Source organism: Streptomyces sp. 11-1-2 (assembly GCF_003595545.1).
Classification (GTDB): Bacteria; Actinomycetota; Actinomycetes; order Streptomycetales; family Streptomycetaceae; genus Streptomyces; species Streptomyces hygroscopicus_B.
This window is the reverse complement of the sequence record NZ_CP022545.1, coordinates 2,806,045-2,824,459: the sequence shown is the minus strand read 5'-3', so window position 1 is coordinate 2,824,459 and position 18,415 is coordinate 2,806,045. Positions and strand designations below refer to the sequence as shown.

12 protein-coding genes and 1 pseudogene are annotated in these 18,415 nt (G+C 71.1%); 7 read left to right on the top strand and 6 right to left on the bottom strand.

The window, feature by feature from the left end:
- Positions 1–13: 13 nt before the first annotated feature.
- The 4 genes from CGL27_RS53115 to CGL27_RS11785 form a co-directional block, all read right to left on the bottom strand.
- Positions 14–1,459 carry an IPT/TIG domain-containing protein gene (locus CGL27_RS53115; RefSeq protein ID WP_276147929.1) on the bottom strand — a complete coding sequence of 482 codons (1,446 nt, stop codon included), beginning with the start codon at positions 1,457–1,459 and terminating at the stop codon, positions 14–16.
- A gap of 222 nt (positions 1,460–1,681) precedes the next feature.
- Positions 1,682–2,464 (bottom strand): IPT/TIG domain-containing protein, encoded by a 783-nt coding sequence (locus CGL27_RS11795; RefSeq protein ID WP_119986457.1) that lies wholly within the window; start codon positions 2,462–2,464, stop codon positions 1,682–1,684.
- 518 nt (positions 2,465–2,982) lie between these two features.
- A complete protein-coding gene (locus tag CGL27_RS11790; RefSeq protein WP_119986455.1) occupies positions 2,983–3,864 on the bottom strand; it encodes a siderophore-interacting protein in 882 nt (293 codons plus the stop codon).
- Positions 3,865–3,910: 46 nt separating this feature from the next.
- Entirely contained in the window at positions 3,911–4,822 is a 912-nt protein-coding gene (locus tag CGL27_RS11785) for a 5'-3' exonuclease (RefSeq protein WP_119994356.1), read from the bottom strand.
- Positions 4,823–5,114: 292 nt separating this feature from the next.
- Here CGL27_RS11785 and CGL27_RS11780 point away from each other — a divergent pair, with 292 nt between their 5' ends.
- The 6 genes and pseudogenes from CGL27_RS11780 to CGL27_RS51930 all read left to right on the top strand — a co-directional run bounded on the left by CGL27_RS11780 (position 5,115) and on the right by CGL27_RS51930 (position 13,585).
- Positions 5,115–6,203, top strand: coding sequence for a glycine betaine/L-proline ABC transporter ATP-binding protein (locus CGL27_RS11780; RefSeq protein WP_240450473.1), 1,089 nt, complete (start codon positions 5,115–5,117; stop codon positions 6,201–6,203).
- Positions 6,196–8,814 carry an ABC transporter permease/substrate binding protein gene (locus CGL27_RS11775; RefSeq protein WP_119986451.1) on the top strand — a complete coding sequence of 873 codons (2,619 nt, stop codon included), beginning with the start codon at positions 6,196–6,198 and terminating at the stop codon, positions 8,812–8,814. The genes CGL27_RS11780 and CGL27_RS11775 overlap by 8 nt, the downstream gene beginning before the upstream one ends.
- 418 nt (positions 8,815–9,232) lie before the next feature.
- Positions 9,233–10,864, top strand: a complete 1,632-nt coding sequence (locus CGL27_RS11770; protein WP_119986449.1) for a TROVE domain-containing protein — start codon at positions 9,233–9,235, stop codon at positions 10,862–10,864.
- Positions 10,865–11,040: 176 nt separating this feature from the next.
- Positions 11,041–11,778 (top strand): helical backbone metal receptor, encoded by a 738-nt coding sequence (locus CGL27_RS11765; protein ID WP_119986447.1) that lies wholly within the window; start codon positions 11,041–11,043, stop codon positions 11,776–11,778.
- Positions 11,779–11,824: 46 nt separating this feature from the next.
- A pseudogene (locus tag CGL27_RS53110) lies at positions 11,825–12,655 on the top strand (alpha/beta hydrolase); the annotation flags it as partial.
- A gap of 195 nt (positions 12,656–12,850) precedes the next feature.
- Positions 12,851–13,585 carry a virginiamycin B lyase gene (locus tag CGL27_RS51930; protein ID WP_240450967.1) on the top strand — a complete coding sequence of 245 codons (735 nt, stop codon included), beginning with the start codon at positions 12,851–12,853 and terminating at the stop codon, positions 13,583–13,585.
- Between the two features lie 263 nt (positions 13,586–13,848).
- On the opposite strand, the gene CGL27_RS11755 is transcribed toward CGL27_RS51930, so the two are convergent.
- Positions 13,849–17,148, bottom strand: a complete 3,300-nt coding sequence (locus CGL27_RS11755; protein WP_119986443.1) for an amidohydrolase family protein — start codon at positions 17,146–17,148, stop codon at positions 13,849–13,851.
- Positions 17,149–17,179: 31 nt separating this feature from the next.
- On the bottom strand, positions 17,180–17,431 hold the full coding sequence (locus tag CGL27_RS49985; protein ID WP_162952965.1) for a hypothetical protein: 252 nt from the start codon (positions 17,429–17,431) through the stop codon (positions 17,180–17,182).
- Positions 17,432–17,447: 16 nt separating this feature from the next.
- Between CGL27_RS49985 and CGL27_RS11750 the strand changes: the two genes are divergently transcribed.
- On the top strand, positions 17,448–18,398 hold the full coding sequence (locus CGL27_RS11750; protein ID WP_119986441.1) for an alpha/beta hydrolase: 951 nt from the start codon (positions 17,448–17,450) through the stop codon (positions 18,396–18,398).
- The last annotated feature ends 17 nt before the right edge of the window (positions 18,399–18,415 follow it).

The following is an 18,415-nucleotide window of genomic DNA, read 5'->3' as shown; positions in this document are numbered from 1 at the left end:
CACTTCGGTGGGCTCAGGCCGGGTCGTAGGTGAAGGGGAGGGTGTTGCTGTTGCCCGCGGGGGTGTGGAGCTGGACATTGACCGTTCCGGCCGCGTGGGTCGGCGTCGTCGTCACGACCAGGGTGTCCGAGAGCACGCTGAAGGAGGCCGGGGTTCCCCCGAAGGTCAGGGCGTCGGTGTACGTGAGGTTGGACCCGTTGATCGTGACGGAGTCGCCGCCCAACTCCGAGCCCTGGTTCGGGACGAGCGTATTGATGACCGGAGCGCCGAGGTAGGTGTAATACGGGTTCCCGGGGCCCAAAGTGCTGGTGCCGCCCGGTGTGGTCACGGTGACCACGACCGTGCCGGTTCCGGAAGGCGCGGTCGCCGTGAGCTGATTGTCGGAGATCACGGTGAAGCCGGTGGCGGGGGTGGGGCCGAAGTTGACGGCGCTGGCCAGGGCCAGGTTGCTGCCGGTGATGGTGACGGTGTTACCGCCGGTGTCCGGACCGAACTGTGGGCTCACACCGATGACGACCGGGGCGGCGACATAGACGTACGGCAGCGGATTGCTGGTGCCCCCCGGCGTGGTGACGGTCACATTCACCACGGACGGCGGCCCCGCCGGTGCGGTGACGGTGATCTGGGTGGGGGTGTTGGTGAGGATGGTGGCAGGGGTGGCGCCGAAGAGCACCTGGATGGCACCTGAGAGTCCGGTGCCGGTGATGGTGATGGTGTTGCCGCCGGTGGTGGGGCCGTTGGGTGGGTTGAGGTTGGTGATGGTGGGGGCGGGGATGGTGGTGTAGGTGTAGGTGAGGGGGTTGCTGGTGCCGCTTGGGGTGGTGACGGTGACGTTGGTGGTGCTGGTGCCTGCGGGGGCGGTGGCGGTGATTTGGGTGGGGGTGTTGGTGAGGATGGTGGCGGGGTTGGCGCCGAAGAGGACTTGGGTGGCGCTGGTGAGTCCGGTGCCGGTGATGGTGATGGTGTTGCCGCCGGTGGTGGGGCCGTTGGGTGGGTTGAGGTTGGTGATGGTGGGGGCGGGGATGGTGGTGTAGGTGTAGGTGAGGGGGTTGCTGGTGCCGCTTGGGGTGGTGACGGTGACGTTGGTGGTGCTGGTGCCTGCGGGGGCGGTGGCGGTGATTTGGGTGGGGGTGTTGGTGAGGATGGTGGCGGGGTTGGCGCCGAAGAGGACTTGGGTGGTGCCGGTGAGGTTGGTGCCGGTGATGGTGACCGTATTGCCGCCGCTGGTAGGCCCCGAGGCCGGACTGAGCGCGGTGAGCACCGGAGCCGCGACCGTCGTGTAGAGGAAGAACACGTTCTGGGTGCTGGTCCCCGTCGGTCCCGTGACCGTCACTTTCACGGTGCCGCTTCCCGCGGGTGTTCTGGCCGTGATCTGCGTACTGCTCACGACGACCACATTGGTGGCCAGGTTGGAGCCGAACCTGACCACGGTGGCGCCGGTGAAACCGGAACCGTTGATCGTGACGGGGGTGCCCCCGATGGATTGCCCTGAGAGGGAGTCACGCTCGTCACTACGGGAGCCATGATGCTCGTTCTCCTTCTTGTGCCATGAGGACGACCGCGCCCTGACCGGCGGCTGTCGGCCAGGGCGCGGGGGATCGGCGCTCAGCGTGTGCCATGCGGCGTTGATCCGAGCGGGGACCGTGCGGGGTGTCGTTCCTACCCGGCCACGGTCGGTGGATCAGGCGACCGTGAAGGCGGCGGGGCCGGATGTGCCACCACATGTGGTGACCGTGAAGGCTCCGGCGCCCGCGGCCGCCGCGTCGGGCACCGCGGTGACGAGGGAGGTGGCGTCGATGGGGGTGAAGGGCCGGCCCGCGAAGACGGTGGCCGCCGAGTCGGTGAACGTGACGTCGGTGACGCCGATGAGGCAGGTGGCGTCGGAGATGGTGGTCTCGGTCCCCGCCGGGCCCGTGGCGGGGGACAGCGTGGCGGCGGTCAGAGACGGCGCGTTGTAGTAGTCGACCAGGGTGGTGCCCGCGGTGCCCGTGCCGCCGGCCGTGGTGACCGTGACCCCCTGGCTGTCGAAGCAGCCGGCCGGTGCGTGAGCCGGAGCGGTGACGGTGACCGAGGTGTTGCTGCCGCCGGCGGCGAACGCGACTGGGGTGAGGGCGCCCACGTTGACGGTGCCCCCGGCCGCGAAGCCGGTGCCGAAGACCGTGAGCGCACCACCGGCGGCGGGCAGGCAGGTCGCGCTCAGCCCTGTGGTCGTCGGCCTCGCGATGACGAAGAACGGCACCGCGTTGGTCCTGGTGCCGTTCGACAGGTTGGTGCTGATCGAGACCTGGCCCGAGCACGGCGCGGTGGCGGGAACCACGAAGGTGACCAGGGTGTTGGAGACCGTCGCCGGGCTGACGACGGCGCCGCCGAAGTTCACCGAGACGGTGGTGCCCAGCGCCGTGCCGTTGATGCTGACGCTGGTGCCGACCGCGCCCTGGCTGGGGGTGAGGGAGGTGATGGGCATGAGGTTTCTCCTGTTCGATTGTCCTGCTCTGGTGTGTGGGTGTGCCGGAAGCGGGAGGGATGGGCAACGCGGCCGTTGACCGCACCGGGTTCCGCCGTACAGAGGGGTGGGGAGAGATGGATCCCACGGACCCGGAACGCCACGGCCTTCAGTGGAGACGGCATGACCGGTGATGGCGACTTGAGAGTGACTCGTGCCTGGGGCCGGCCGCAGTAGGGCGAGTCGTGCGGAGAACTGGCCGGCGCCGAGATCTACTGCGGTGCCGGAACTCTCGCTCGTTGTGAGTGAACCAAAAGAGCGATAGATGCGTAAGGTGCGAAAAAGGCGTGTGCGGAGCCCATATGACCATATGTTAAGGATTCGCAGTCATCTTCCGTGAGCCGGAGTGCGCTCTCCGCCGCCGGATCGACGCCGGTACTCTGCCGTGCCTGCTGGGGGCCGGAACACGCGCCGGAATACACAACGGCCCCGGCCGGATGCTCCCGGCCGGGGCCTGATGGTCGTACGCGCCGCGTCCCCTACGCCGCGGCCTCCTCGGGCCGCGCCTTCTCCTGCTCCGCCTCGACCTGCTGGTTCCACTCCCGCTTGGACGCCTGCCAGCCGTCCTCGTCATGGCCGCGCCGCCAGTAACCGGAGATGGACAGCCGCTCGCGCGGGATCTGGTGCTCCAGGCGCAGATGGCGGCGGATCTCCTTCACGAAGCCCGCCTCGCCGTGGACGAAGGCGTGCACCTGCCCGGGCGGGAACTCCAGCCCCCGGACGGCCGCCACCAGCGCCTCGCCGACCGGTGCGGCGCCCCGGTGCAGCCAGCTCACCCGGACCCCCTCGGGCACGGTGAGCTTGAGCTCCTCCGTCTCGTCCGCCACCTCGATGAAGGTGTGCACCGGCACCTCGGCCGCGCCACCCGCCCGGCTGTCGGTGAGCCGCTCCAGCGCGGCGGCGATCGCGGGCAGCGCGCTCTCGTCCCCCGCGAGCAGATGCCAGTCGGCCTCGGCGCCCGGGGCGTAGGCGCCGCCCGGCCCCATGAAGTGAATCTCCTCACCCGGCTGGACCTGGGAGGCCCACGGCCCGGCCAGCCCCTCGTCGCCATGGGTCACGAAGTCCACCGTCAATTCGCGGGCCGCCGGATCCCAGGCGCGGACCGTGTACGTCCGGGTGACCGGCCACTGCTCGCGCGGGAAGTCGGCGCGGATCCGCTCCAGGTCGAACGGCTCGGGGTAGGTGGCGCCCCCGGTCGGGAAGAGCAGCTTGATGTAGTGATCGGTGCACTCGCCCACGTGGAAGTCGGCGAGGCCGTCGCCGCCCAGGACGACCCGCACCATGTGCGGGGTCAGCCGGTCGGTGCGCACCACCTGTGCGCGATGCGGCGTGCGCGTCTTACGGGCCGGACGGTCCGCCATGGCAGCTCCCTGATCAACTAGAGTTAGGTATACCTAACCTAACAGCTCACCCCTCGAGAGTGGACAGCAATCTGCGCAAAGATCCGCCCAATCCCCACCGTTCCGCCAGCGCCTCCACGGCCCCGGGGTCGCGCGGTGACCGCGGCAGCGCCGGATCGAAGGCCGGCAGCGCCACATCCGAGGCGACCCGCACCACCTTCGGGGCGACCTCGATATACGGCCGCGCCTCGTCCAGCCGCTTGCGCTGGGTCGAGGTCAGCTTGGCGGCGGGGTCGTCGACCGCGGCCATGATCCCGGCCAGGTCGCCATGGGCGGCCAGCAGCTTGGCGGCGGTCTTCTCGCCGACGCCGGGCACCCCCGGCAGCCCGTCGCTGGGGTCGCCGCGCAGCAGCGCCAGATCCACGTACCCCCGGCCGTCGACCCCGTACTTCTCGCGTACGTAGGACTCGTCGACCAGCTGCAGCGTGCCCACGCCCTTGACGGGGTAGAGCACCCGCACCCCGCGCTCGTCGTCCACCAGCTGGAACAGATCGCGGTCGCCGGTGACGATGTCGACCGGGCCGCTCGCCCGGCCCGTGAGCGTGCCGATCACATCGTCGGCCTCGTAGTCCGCGGCGCCCACCCGCGCGATGCCGATCGCGTCGAGCACCTCGTCGATCACCGGGACCTGCGGGGAGAGGGTGTCCGGCACCTCCTCCTGGTCCGCCCCGGCGCCCTCCGGGGCCTCCTCGGCGACCCGGTGGGCCTTGTACGTGGGGATCAGCGCGACCCGCCAGGCCGGGCGCCAGTCGAAGTCCATGCAGGCCACCAGGTCGTCCGGGCGGTGGTCCTGGACGAGCCGGGCGATGAAGTCGAGGAGCCCGCGCACGGCGTTCACCGGCGTACCGTCGGGAGCCCGGACCGAATCCGGCACTCCGAAATAGGCCCGGAAGTAGAGGGAGGCGGTGTCGAGGAGCATCAGGCGTCGCGTCACCCCCCGATCATGCACTACCCGAAGGACAGAACTCCTGGGACAATGTGAGCTGGATCACCGTTTGGTTTACGCCAAACGGATCAGGGCAGGCGCGCCCCCGGAGCGAACCCGTTCAGTACTTCAACTATTGCGGCGGTCCGCGGTCCGATGCCGTGCCGCTCCACGACCCGCCGGCGGGGGTGGCGGGTCGTTTTTTGGTGCGATCTGAGAGGTGCATGTGGCCACATTGCGAGCCGAACGCCTATACAAGGTGTTCGGCAGACGACCCGATGAGGCGGTGGCGCAGCTCGAGAGCGGCGCGGGCCGTGAAGAGCTCCGCGCGAGCGGGACGACAGCAGCGGTCATCGATGCCTCCTTCACCGTCGAAGAGGGTCAGATCTTCGTCGTCATGGGTCTGTCCGGATCCGGTAAGTCCACGCTGCTGCGCATGCTGAACGGGCTGCTGGAGCCGACCGCGGGACGCGTGCTCTTCGACGACGACGACCTGACCGTGCTCAGCCCCAAGGAACTGCGCGAGGTGCGGTCCCGCAAGATCAGCATGGTCTTCCAGCACTTCGCCCTCTTCCCGCACCGCAGCGTGCTGGAGAACGCCGCCTACGGCCTCGAGGTGCAGGGTGTGCCGCGCGAGGAGCGCATCCGGCGCGCCACCGAGGCGCTGGAGATGGTGGGCCTGGCCGGCTGGGAGAAGTCCTGGCCCGATGAGCTCTCCGGCGGTATGCAGCAGCGCGTCGGCCTCGCCCGCGCCCTGGCCACCGACGCCGACATGCTGCTGATGGACGAGTCCTTCAGCGCGCTCGACCCGCTGATCCGGCGCGATATGCAGGACCAGCTGCTCCAGCTCCAGAAGCGGCTCAAGAAGACCATCGTCTTCATCACCCACGATCTGAACGAGGCCATGCGGCTCGGCGACCGTATCGCCGTGATGCGCGACGGCCACATCGTCCAGATCGGTACCGCCGAGGACATCCTGGTCACCCCGGCCAACGACTACGTCGCCTCCTTCACCCAGGACGTCGACCGCAGCCGGGTGCTCACCGCCGGCGCGATCATGGCCGAACCGAGCGAGGCGCTGGGCAGCAAGACCGACGACGGCACCACGCTCCGCACCGAGCAGGACGTGCTGGCGGCCGCCCCCGCCACCGTCCCCGAGTCCACGCCGATCATCGAGCTGTTCCGGCCCTGTTCGCTCAGCGGGGTCGCGGTCGCCGTCACCGACGACGACGGCGCGCTCGTGGGCGTTGTCACCCGCGCCCGGCTGCTCGCCGTCCTCGGCGAGCCGGACGCCGGACCCGACGGCGCGCAGCCGCCGACCGGTGACAACCCGGACGCGCCCGAGGCAGTCAAGAAGGTGATCACCGGTGCCTAGACTTCAGCTCGGCGACTGGATCAACTCCGGCGTCAACTGGCTCCGAGACAATCTGAGCTGGCTCTTCGATTTCATCTCCACCGTCGTCCAGGGCATGTACGACGGGCTGAACACCGTGCTCAGCGGCCCCGAGCCGCTGCTGTTCGCGGGCATCCTGGCGCTGCTCGCCTGGTGGCTGCGCGGGCTGCTGCCCGCCGTGCTCGCCTTCCTGGGATTCGCCCTCATCGACTCGATCGAGTTGTGGGGCGAGGCGATGAACACCCTCGCACTGGTGCTGGTCGCCGGTGTGATCACCATCGTGTTCGCGGTGCCGCTGGGCATCTGGGCCTCGCGCAACCGCGCGGTGAGCGCCGTGATCCGCCCGGTGCTGGACTTCATGCAGACGATGCCCGCCTTCGTCTACCTGATCCCCGGCATCTTCTTCTTCGGCCTCGGGGTGGTCCCCGGCGTCGTCGCCACCGTCATCTTCTCGATGCCCCCGGGCGTCCGCATGACGGAACTGGGCATCCGGCAGGTGGATGCGGAGCTGGTCGAGGCGGCCGACGCCTTCGGCACCCATCCGCGCCGCACCCTCCTGCGCGTCCAGCTCCCGCTGGCCCTGCCCACCATCATGGCGGGCGTCAACCAGGTGATCATGCTGGCGCTGTCCATGGTCGTCATCGCCGGCATGGTCGGCGCCGAGGGCCTGGGCTCCACCGTCTTCCAGGCGATCAGCTCCGTCGACGTCGCCATGGGCTTCGAGGGCGGTATCGCGGTGGTCATCCTGGCCATGTACCTGGACCGGATGACCAGCGCGCTCAACCAGCGCGTCTCCCCGCTGGCCCGCCGTGCGCTGGCCAAGGAGAAGGCCAAGGCGGTCAGCGGCCTCAAGGTGCTGCACTGGCGCCCCGCGACCTCCGTCGCCATGGTCGGCGTCGTCGTCCTGGCGCTCGTCGCCGGCGGCATGAGCATGTTCGGCGACGACGAAAAGGGACCCGAGGTTTCCGCCAACGTCGGCAAGGGCCAGTCGGTCAACATCGGCTACATCAACTGGGACGAGGGCGTCGCCTCCACCTTCCTGTGGAAGGAGCTCCTGGAGCAGCGCGGCTTCAAGCCCAAGGTCCAGTCGTACGACGTCGGCGCGCTGTACACCGGTATGGCCGCGGGCAACATCGACTTCGAGACGGACTCCTGGCTGCCCACCACCCACGCCTCGTACTGGGCGAAGTACAAGGACAAGCTGGAGAACCTCGGCTCCTGGTACGGCCCCACCTCCCTGGAGGTCGCGGTGCCCTCGTACGTCAAGGGCGTCAAGACCCTGGAGGACCTGGAGAAGAAGTCCGGCACCTTCAAGAAGAAGATCGTCGGCATCGAGCCCGGTGCCGGTGAGATGAAGCTGATGCAGGACAAGGTCATGCCGGGCTACGGCCTGAACAAGAACTTCTCCCTGGTCAAGGGCTCCACCGCGGCCATGCTCTCCCAGCTGGACCGCTCCTACGCCAAGCAGGAGCCGATCGCGGTCACCCTGTGGTCCCCGCACTGGGCGTACAACAAGTACAACCTCATCAAGCTGAAGGACCCCAAGGGCGCCTTCGGCAAGGGCGATCGCATCGACTCCCTCGCGCGCAAGGGCTTCTCCAAGGACAACCCGCAGGTCGCCAAGTGGATCAAGAACTTCAAGCTGGACGAGAAGCAGCTCACCAGCCTGGAGGCGGCGATCCAGGACGCCGGTAAGGGCAAGGAGCAGGAGGGCGTGCGCGCCTGGCTCAAGAAGAACCCCAGCCTGGTCAACAAGCTGGCCCCGGTGCCCGGCGGCGAGCAGAAGGGCAAGGACGCCGGAGCCGCGCCGAAGATCGGCTACTTCCCGTGGGACGAGGACATCGCCACCACCTACCTGTGGAAGAACGTCCTCGAGCGGCGTGGCTACAAGCCGTCGATCAAGCAGTACGACGTCGGCTCCATGTTCACCGGAATGAGCACCGGGCAGGTCGATGTCGAGTTCGACGGCTGGCTACCGGTCGCCCAGAAACAGTACTGGGACAGATACAAGAAGAACCTGGTCGACGTCGGCTCGTGGTACGACAAGACCTCCCTGGAGATCGCGGTGCCGTCCTACGTCAAGGACGTGAAGTCCCTGGCGGACCTGAAGGGCAAGTCGTCCACCTTCAAGGGGAAGATCATCGGCATCGAGCCGGGCACCGGCGAGATGAAGATACTCAAGAGCAAGGTGCTGAAGGCATACGGCCTGGACAAGGAGTACCAGGTCAGCGACGGCTCCTCGCCGGCGATGCTGGCGCAGCTGGAGCGCTCGTACGCCAAACAGGAGCCGGTGGCCGTCGTCCTGTGGTCCCCGCACTGGGCGTACAGCAAGTACAAGCTCACCAAGCTGGCCGACCCCAAGCAGTCGTTCGGGGCCAGCAACCAGCTCCATACGCTCGCCAACAAGTCCTTCCCGGAGAAGTTCCCCGAGTTCAACGGGTGGCTCAAGAAGTGGCACATGACCGAGAAGGAACTCGGGAGCCTGGAGGCGGCCATCCAGGACGCCGGTAAGGGCAACGAGGAGAAGGGCGTTCAGAAGTGGATGGACGCTCACCCCGGCATCGTCGACAAGATGGCGCCGGTGGCTTCCTGACCTGCCACCAGGTGGTCTGCTGACCCACCGCGGACACCACGCACACCGCGGCCCGGAGCACCCGCTCCGGGCCGCGGTGTTGTGGTCCGCGGTCCTCCGGGCGGAGAAAACCGGATGACGGCCGAGGAACCGGCCCCCTACTGTCGTAGCCGTGAACGCACCTCCCGGTGCGAAGACGACGGTTACTTCGGTCGATTTGGGTTCGATTCCTGAAACACCCCGCCGGCGCGGGGTGGGAAACGTACCGTCGTCGACTCTGATCTCGGGAGGCGCGCGCACGGCATCGGAGCGCCTGGTGCGCGGGCCGCGGTTACTTCCTTTCCAGAACAGTCCGCCGCCCACTTTCGACCTCAGGCGCTGCCGACGCACCGGTGCGCCGCCTCCCTCCTATGCCCACTCGGGGGAGAGGCATGACCGCATGACGAAGTACAACCGGGCCATCCGGCGCGCCACGGCCACGACGACCACCATGGCCACCACGACCACCTATGAGGGCGGCGCCGCCGTCACCCGCGACAGCAAGTCCGAACTGGTGCTGCTGGCCGTGGTGAACATGGTCGGCGAGCAGACCTTCTACGAGTCCTCCGGTGACCGCGACGACCGCTTCCGCACCCTCGTCCGCACCGTCGCCGTCGAGGACGCCGACTGGACCGCGCGCTTCATCACCTGGCTGCGCGGCGAGGCCCAGATGCGCACCGCGTCGCTGGTCGCCGCCGCCGAGGCCGTCGCGGCACGGCTCGCGGCCGGGCTGCACGGCGGCAACCGCCGCATCGTCGACGCCGCGTGTCTGCGCGCCGACGAGCCCGGTGAGTTCCTCGCCTACTGGACCGCCCACCACGGGCGCGCCCTGCCCAAGCCGGTCAAGCGCGGCCTCGCCGACGCCGCCCGCCGCCTCTACACCGAGCGCTCGCTGCTCAAGCACGACACCGAAAGCCACGGCTTCCGCTTCGCCGACGTCCTGGAACTGGTGCACGCCGCCCCGGACCCCGAAAAGCCGTGGCAGAGCGAGCTGTTCCGGCACGCCATCGACCGCCGCCACCACCGGGACGCCGCGCCCCCGGTCTCGCTGCGCATCCTGCGCGCCCGCGCCCGGCTGACGGCCCTGCCGCAGTGGGAGCGCCGTGCCGTGCTGGAGCGGCCGGACGCCGCCGACGCGCTCCATGCCGCCGGGATGACCTGGGAGGCGCTCGCGGGCTGGCTGCAGGGGCCGATGGACGCGGTGGCCTGGCAGGCCGTGCTGCCCTCGATGGGCTACATGGCGCTGCTGCGCAACCTGCGCAACCTCGACGAGGCCGGGCTGCCGGACGCGGTCGCCGAGCGGGTCGCGGCGCGGCTGGCCGACCCGGCGGAGGTGGCCCGCTCCCGTCAGTTCCCGTACCGCTTCCTGTCCGCGTACCGGGCCGCGCCGTCCCTGCGCTGGGGCCACGCCCTGGACCGGGCGCTGACCGCGGCCACGGCGGCCGTCCCGGCGCTGCCGGGCCGCACCCTCGTGCTCGTGGACACCTCCGGCTCCATGCAGGCGCCGGTCTCGGGCCGCTCCCAGGTGCGCCATGTGGACATCGGCGCGCTCTTCGGGGTCGCGCTCGCGCACCGCGGCTGCCAGGTGGACCTGGTCGGCTTCGCCTCCGGGCACTTCGGCCATCGGCTGCCCCCGGGTGGTTCGGTGCTCCGCGACATCGAGGGATTCTGCGCGCGGATCGGCGAGGCCGGGCACGGCACGGAGACGGGGGCGGCGCTGCGGGCGGCCTACCGCGGCCACGACCGGGTGGTGATCGTCTCGGATATGCAGGCGTTCGCCCCTGCGCGCGGCGGCCGGTCCGTTCCGGTCTCGGAGGCCGTTCCGGCGCGGGTACCGGTGTTCGGCGTCAACACCACCGGCTACGCGGCCACCTCCATCGACACCGGCCGGCCGAACCGGTACGAGATCGGCGGCTTCAGCGACAAGCTGTTCACGATGGTCGGGCTGCTGTCGGAGGGCGACCGCGGCAGTGGCGGCGACCGCGGTGGGCGGACCGTCTGGCCGTGGGAGGCGCTGGGGGAGGCGGCGTAGGTGCGGGCCTTACGGCTCGTGCGGGGGCCGTACGGGTATGTGGCGGGGCCGGTAAGGCTCGTACGCGGGCCTTACGGCTCGCATCCGGCGTTGCCGGAACCGCCCGACCGGTCGTGCCGGAACCGCCCGACCGGTCGCGTCGTACGGTGGAACGGGTCGCGTCGTACGGTGGAGCGATGAGCCCTCGCACCCCCGTACGAAGCGTGGTGTCCCTCGTGCCCTCGCTCACCGAGGCCGTCGCCGCCACCGCGCCGGAGCTGCTGGCCGGGGTGACCGACTGGTGCACCCATCCGCCCGGCCTCGCCGCGGAGCGCATCGGCGGCACCAAGAACCCCGACACCGCCCGGATCGCCGTCCTCGCACCGGATCTCGTGATCGCCAACGAGGAGGAGAACCGCCCCTCCGACCTCGCCGCGCTGCGCGCCGCAGGTCTCGAGGTCCTGGTGACCGAAGTGCGCACCCTGGACCAGGCGTTCACGGAGCTGGAGCGGGTCCTGGTGCGCGGCTGCGGACTGGCCCGGCCCGGCTGGCTGGACGCGGCCGAGGCCGCCTGGGCGGACGTAACGGCCAGTGGCCCGGTGCGGCAGGCCGTCGTACCGGTGTGGCGGCGTCCGTGGATGGTGCTGGGCCGGGACACCTTCGCCGGTGACGTCCTGGCCCGGCTGGGCGTACGGCACCTCTACAGCGCGCATCCCGAGCGCTACCCCCGCATCCCGATCCAGGAGTTGACGGCGCGGGACGCGGATCTGGTGGTGCTGCCCGACGAGCCGTACCGCTTCACGGCCGACGACGGCCCCGAGGCGTTCCCCGGCCTCCCAGCGGCCTTGGTCAGCGGCCGTCACCTCACCTGGTACGGCCCCTCGCTGGCGGAGGCGCCCGCCGCCCTTACGGCCGCGTTGACGGCGGCGCGCTGACGGGGACGCGCTCACGTCCTGGGGGATACGGCTGAGGGCGACGGCCATGGCCTCCTCGCACTGGTCGTGCATAGTGATTCTCGCTACGGGAGTCGATCTCGACCCTCGCGAGTCCCGACCACCCCACGACGGAGGACCCTTGCTGAACGTCATCGCCGTTCCCGCGGAGCCCGAGGCGGTCCAAGCGGTCCGCGACCGCGCCGACGCGCTGATCGCCGCCCCGCTCCCGGACGACGCCGAGGTGCGCGGCGACTGGGTACGCGCGCCCGGCGCCCGGGGCGGCGCGGTGATCTATGTGCACGGCGGCGGGTTCGCCCACACCATGCCCGAGGCCGAGCGGGTGATGGCCTATCGGCTGTCGAAGGCCACCGGACGCCCCGCCCTGCGGGTGGACTACCGGCTGGCGCCCGAACACCCCTATCCCGCGGCGCTCGAGGACGTCCTGGCCGCCTGGCGAGGCGTGCTGGACGAGGGCGTCCCCGCCGCCGAGGTCGTACTCGCCGGTGAGTCGGCCGGGGCCACGCTGGTGCTGTCCGCCCTGCTGGAGATCGGGCGGACCGGCGGCCCGCGGCCCGGTGCCGCGGTCGTGGTCTCACCCGTCACCGACTTCGCCCTTACCGGTGCGTCGCTTGCCGCCAACGACGGTAAGGACGTCATGGACCAGGCCGCCCTCGGCTCCATACGCGCCCAGTACCTGGCCGGCGCGCCCGCCGACCAGGCCCCGCAGTCGCCGCTGTACGGGGATCCGCGCGGGCTGCCGCCGCTGCTGATCGCCGTCGGCACGGATGAGGTGCTCCTGGACGACGCCCGCCGCTTCGCCGAGGCGGCCGACGCCGCCGGGGTGAGCGTGCGCCTGGAGGAGTACGCGGACATGCCGCACGCCTTCCACCTGTCCGAGCCGGGCGAGGTGCTGCTGGACCGGATCGGCCGGTGGCTCGCCGACCCGGTCCGCGTCTTCACCGTCAGCGAGCAGGACGCGGGGCCCTACGCGCTCACCGGCGGCCCCGACGGAGCCCTGTGGTTCACCCTGGTCCACCAGGGTGCGATCGGCCGCAGGGACGCGGACGGCAGGATCACCGTCCACCCCGTCGGAACCAAGCCGACGATGATCGCCCAAGGTCCCGACGGCGCCCTGTGGTTCACCGAGTACGGCACCCACCGCATCGGCCGGATCACCGTGGACGGCACGGCCTCCTCCTACGAACCGCCGACCGCCGACGGCGGGCCGTACGGGATCGCCGCGGGCCCGGACGGGGCCATGTGGTTCACCCTGTCGGGCGCCGACCGCATCGGGCGGATCACCATGGACGGCGACATCACCGAGTACCGCGCGCCCGGAGCCTTCCCGTCCGCCCTGGCGGCGGGGCCCGACGGCGCGATGTGGTTCACCCTCAACCAGGGCAACGCCATCGGCCGGATCACCATGGACGGCCTGACGACCGCCCACCCCCTGCCGACCGAGGCCGCCGCGCCGGTGGGCATCGCCCAAGGGCCGGACGGCGCCCTGTGGTTCACCGAGATCGGCGCGGGGCAGATCGGCCGCATCACGGTGGACGGCACCGTCACCGAGTACCCGCTGCCCGACCGCCAGGCGCGGCCGCACGCCATCACCCCTGGCCCGGACGGGGCGCTGTGGTTCACCGAATGGGGCCGCGGCGGGGTCGGACGCATCACCACCGACGGCCTGATCACGGCGTACGACCTGCCCCGAGCCGACTGCGAACCGCACGGCATCGCCCCGTACGACGGCGCGCTGTGGTGCGCCCTGGAAACGGGCTCCCTGGCCAGGCTCGACGTCCCCAGGTGACCGTCTCGGCCCCCGGCTCCGATCCCCGAATCCGCCATCCGAACGCCCGACGAAAGGGATTCCGCTGGCCCGGAGCCCCTTCGAGGCGGCTCGTTCGGCGGTTCACGGTGCGGCGTGGGGCCTTGGCTCGGCGTGTGGGGGTCCCTTGGGCAGGCATACGGTGCCACGGGCCAGGGCGAGGCGAGGCCGGAACCGGGGCGAGGCGGCCAGGAACCAGGCGGGGCGGGCCGGAGACCGGAGCCCCCGCCCCACCCCCAGCACCCTCAGCCCTCCGCAGCGCAGCAGGAGTCGCGCCGCAACAGGCGCCCCACCTCCAGCCACTCATCCGCCGACCGCCCGTGCGGTGCCGCCGCGGCACCGGCCCCCGGGAAGGACTCGACCAGCTCGCGCTGCTCGTACGGCGCCCCGCCCCGCAGCACCGACACCGTCCTCACCAGCGAGTCGAAGTCCGTGAAGGGATCGCCGTCGACGACCGTCAGATCCGCCAGCTTCCCGACCTCCAGGGTCCCCAGGTCGCGATCGGCACCGAAGGCCCGCGCCGGGAGGATGGTCGCCGTCCGCAGCGCCTCCTGCGGCGACAGCCCGAACCGGTGCAGGGCACGCAGGGCCAGATGCAGATGGAGGCCCACCGGCACCAGCGGCTGGTCCGTCCCCAGGGCCACCACCCCGCCCTCGGCCAGAATCCGCCGGTAGACCCCGATCTCGGTGCCCAGCGTGGTCAGTTGGTCCGCCGTCGGGGGCGTCCCGGCGAGCTGCCGTACGAGCGCGGTGTCCCACGGCGGCATCAGCCGGGTGACCCGCTCGTCCTCCGCCAGCGAGGGGTCCGCGCCCACCAGGGGCGAGGCCGTGAACGGCGTGGCGATGAGCCGGAAGTCGGAGGTCGCGGTGTAGATCTCCGCCACGTCCTGCTGGGAGTGCCCGGACGCCGTCGTGGCGTGCCCGTACTCCAGCCGCTGGGTGGCCTGCAGATGCGTCGTCAGGTCCTGTCCGAGCTGTATGCCCGGTGAGCACAGATGGCTGCCGGTGCGCACCCCGAGCCGCTCATGCGCGAACCGGGCCGCCTCCTCCATGATCCATCCCGGTGCGCGGACATACGTCTTGACGAAGTCCCAGTCGAGCGCGGCACCGCGCTCCAGAGAGCGCCGCAGACCGTCCCGGGTGCGATGCGCCCGGCCCATGCTGTACGCGACGCGCGGTCCGTCCAGCAGCTCGCCGGTGGCCAGCAGCCGCGGCCCGGCCAAGGCGCCCGCCGCGACGGCCTCCCTGAGGCGCGCCTGCTCATAGGCGAAGCCGCCGAGGGAAACGGCCGTGGTGATGCCGTAGGCGAGCTGCAGGGCGGTCTGACGGCCGCCATAGGTGTACTGCCAGGGGTGGGTGTGGGCGTCCCACAGCCCCGGGATGACGGTGCGCTCGGAGGCGTCGACGCGCCGCTTCGCGGGCCGCCCGGCCCGGTGCGCCTCCACGGCCGCGATGCGTCCGCCGCGCACCACGATGTCCACGTCCTCGCGGACCGTGCCGTCCTTACGGCCGTCACCGTCACGACCGGCGCCGCCGCCCCCGCCTCCGGTGCCGTCCCAGAACCGCCCGGCGTGGACGACGGTGTCCGCGGGGCGCGGCCTCCGGTGGTCCAGTGGGACACGGACCGTCCGGGCGGTGCCGCGCTCGACGTCCAGCAGCCGCAGTCGGCCCGCCGACAGATACAGGACATGGCGGGAGTCGCCGGACCAGGAGGGATGGTCGGCGGCCTCGTCGGTGAGCCGGCGCGGCGCGCCGTCGGGGGTGCCGTCCGCCCTCACCGGCAGCAGCCACAGGGCGGACTCGACGATGAGCGCCATATGGCGGCCATCGGGGGACCAGACGGGTCCGGAGTCATAGCGGTCGGAGAGGGAGGTATGCGGTGCGACGGCATGCTGCCTGGCCGTACCGGTATCGGTGTCGATCACCCGGATCAGGTTGTAACCCTCGCGGAACCGCTGGTTCAGCCGGTTGCGATCGCACAGGGCGACATAGCGCCCGTCGGGCGACCAGCTCGGTCGGCCGGGCAGTCCGCCGGCGCCCATCGGCGCGGCGAGCACCCGTTCCGTACCGGCGTCGAGATCGCGTAGAACCAGGTTTCCCGACATGTCGACACAGGCGAGGCGCTTGCCGTCGGGGGAGAGCGCCGGATGCACCCTGCCGCCTGAGGCCAGCACGGTCTCCTTGCCCGAGGCGAGGTCCCGGCGGCGCGCGGCCAGCAGCCCGTCGCGGTCGTCGGCGTACACCAGGGCGCGCCCGTCGGGCGTCCAGGTGGGGGCCAGCAGATACCGGGTGGGAGCCGCCCGTACGACCCGGCGCGGGGCGCGGCCGCCGGAGACATCGGCGACCCAGAGGGAGTTGAGGGCGGCGAAGGCCACCGTACGGCCGTCAGGAGAGAGCGCGGGCAGATGCAGCCCGCGCACCGGCCGCACCCCGCCACCGTCGAAGTCGTACCGCTTGACGCGATACCGGGGCCGGTCGATGGGCAGGGTGGCGGAGAAGGGTATCTCCTCGTACGCAACGCCCTTACGGTCGGCTTCCTCACCGCTTCCGGCCGCGCCCGAGCGCACCGCCGGGGACACCCGGAACACCCGGAACCGCCCGTCGACGGTGAGCAGCAGCTCCTCGCGTGACACCCAACGGGGCGGCACGGGCTGCACATCCCCCGTGATCGCCACCGGCTCCCCGGCCACGACCAGCGTGCAGGAGGCGGCGGGAGCGGCTGTGGTCCGCAGATAGGCGAGGTGGCCGTCCGCCGACACGGACGGCGTCATCACTTGGGCGTTGGCGGTGGGATCGGTGTGCTCGGCCGTGACCGGACCGGTGCCGTCGGCCCGTACGGAGGCGACCGTACGGGCGTTGAGCGTCGTCCCGGCGAGCGCACCGCGCACGAACAGCACCCGTTCGCCGTCCGCGGACCAGGTGGGGTCGAAGTCCTCCCAGGCGCCGTCCTGGAGCGGCCCGTCCTGCCCGTCCGTGCCCGTGAGCCGGGTGAGCTCACCGGTGGCCACCTCCAGTACCCAGATCCGGTACGGGCTACCCGCCACGGGGTCGCCGCCACGCTCGGAGGCGAAGGCGATCCGGGTGCCGTCGGGCGACCAGGCCGGACCGCGGTCGTCCCAGGGGCCGTCCGTTCGCTGTCGCAAACCAGAGCCGTCGGGGCGCAGCGTCCAGATATGGAATCCGCCGCCCCGGTAGGCGCAGACGGCCAGCAGCTTTCCATCGGGGGAGTAGACCGGCCGGGTGGGTTCCAGATCGGCCGGTGTGAGCGATACGGCCTCGCCACCCTTACGGGCGACCGACCACAGGACGTTCTGGACTTCGGCGATCACGCGGTCGCCGGACGGGGAGAGGGTCGCGGCGCCGTTGGTGGCGGCGGTGAAGGAGAGCGAGACGGGCCTGGCCGGTGCGGCGGCGGCCGTCTCGAAGGGCAGAGTGGCCGCGGTGGCGGCGGCGGTGCCCGCGGCGGCGGCCTGCAGAAAACGCCGCCGCGACAGGGCGGAGGCAGCAGCCGAGGCGGGGGAGAGCGAAGTGTCGTGCGTGTCCAACGGTCCTCCTGGAGCAAGGGAGTTGCATGGATCAGGAGTCGATACGCGGTACCAAGCCCTTGATCGTTACACCCCCCACGCCCCGGAGGACAAGAGCGCGTCGATGCCCTTGGCTTGCGGGCCGGGCAAAGGGAGAGTGGGCTTCCGTCCGCACCCCTCCACGCCAGACGGATTCACACCAGATCCACTCGCACAGACCGACCAGCACGAGACCGGCTGACACCAGACCGACCAGCACCAAATCGATGAGCAACAGATCGATATGCACCAGATCGACGAGCACCAGGAGATGAGACGGCATGCCCGACGGCGGTATCACCCACCGCACCGACCATCTGCCCACGCCCGACGGTGTGCGGGTCGCGACCTACACCTGGCTGCCGGAGAACGGCGCCCCGCGCGCGATCGTCCAGATCGCCCACGGCGCCGCCGAACACGCCCGGCGCTACGACCGGTTCGCCCGCTTCCTCGCCGCGCACGGCTATGCGGTGGTCGCCTCGGACCACCGCGGCCACGGAGCCACCGCCGAGTCGACGGGCGGCTTCGGCGTCGTGGGCGAGGAGGGCGACAGCTGGCGGGCGATCGTCTCCGACCTGCGCGCCATCGGCGACCGCGCCCGGGCCGCGCACCCCCGTGCGCCCCTGGTCCTGCTCGGCCACAGCATGGGTTCGATGCTGGCCCGCGACTGCGCCCAGGAGTACGGCGAGGAGCTGGCCGGGCTGATCCTCTCCGGGACCTTCCGCTCGCTGCCGGGGACCGAGACCGAGGAGGCGCTGGAGGGCATCGCCCAGGAGATCGCGGAACGGGGCCGGACCGCCCCGTCCACCTTCACCCCGACCCTCTTCGCCTCGTTCAACGACCCGTACGAGTCCCTTCAGGACCGGACGGGCTTCGAGTGGCTCTCGCGCGACGCGGCGGAGGTGGCCGCGTACGCGGCGGACGAGCGGTGCGGCTTCGCGTTCAGCGCCGGGCTGTCCCTGGACTGGGTCCATGGCGTCCGTAAGATCAACGACCCGCGCCACCAGGCCCGCATCCCGGCCGCGCTGCCGGTGCATCTGGCGGTGGGCACCGAGGACCCGTGCAACCAGGGGATGACGCTCGTCTACGAACTCCTGGAGGACTTCCGCTACGGCGGCACGCGGGAGCTGAGCTGGAAGGGATACCAGGGGGCCCGGCACGAGATCCTCAACGAGACCAACAGGGACGAGGTCCAGCAGGACCTGCTGACCTGGCTGGAAAAGCGCCTCTGAACCACACCGCCCGGCCC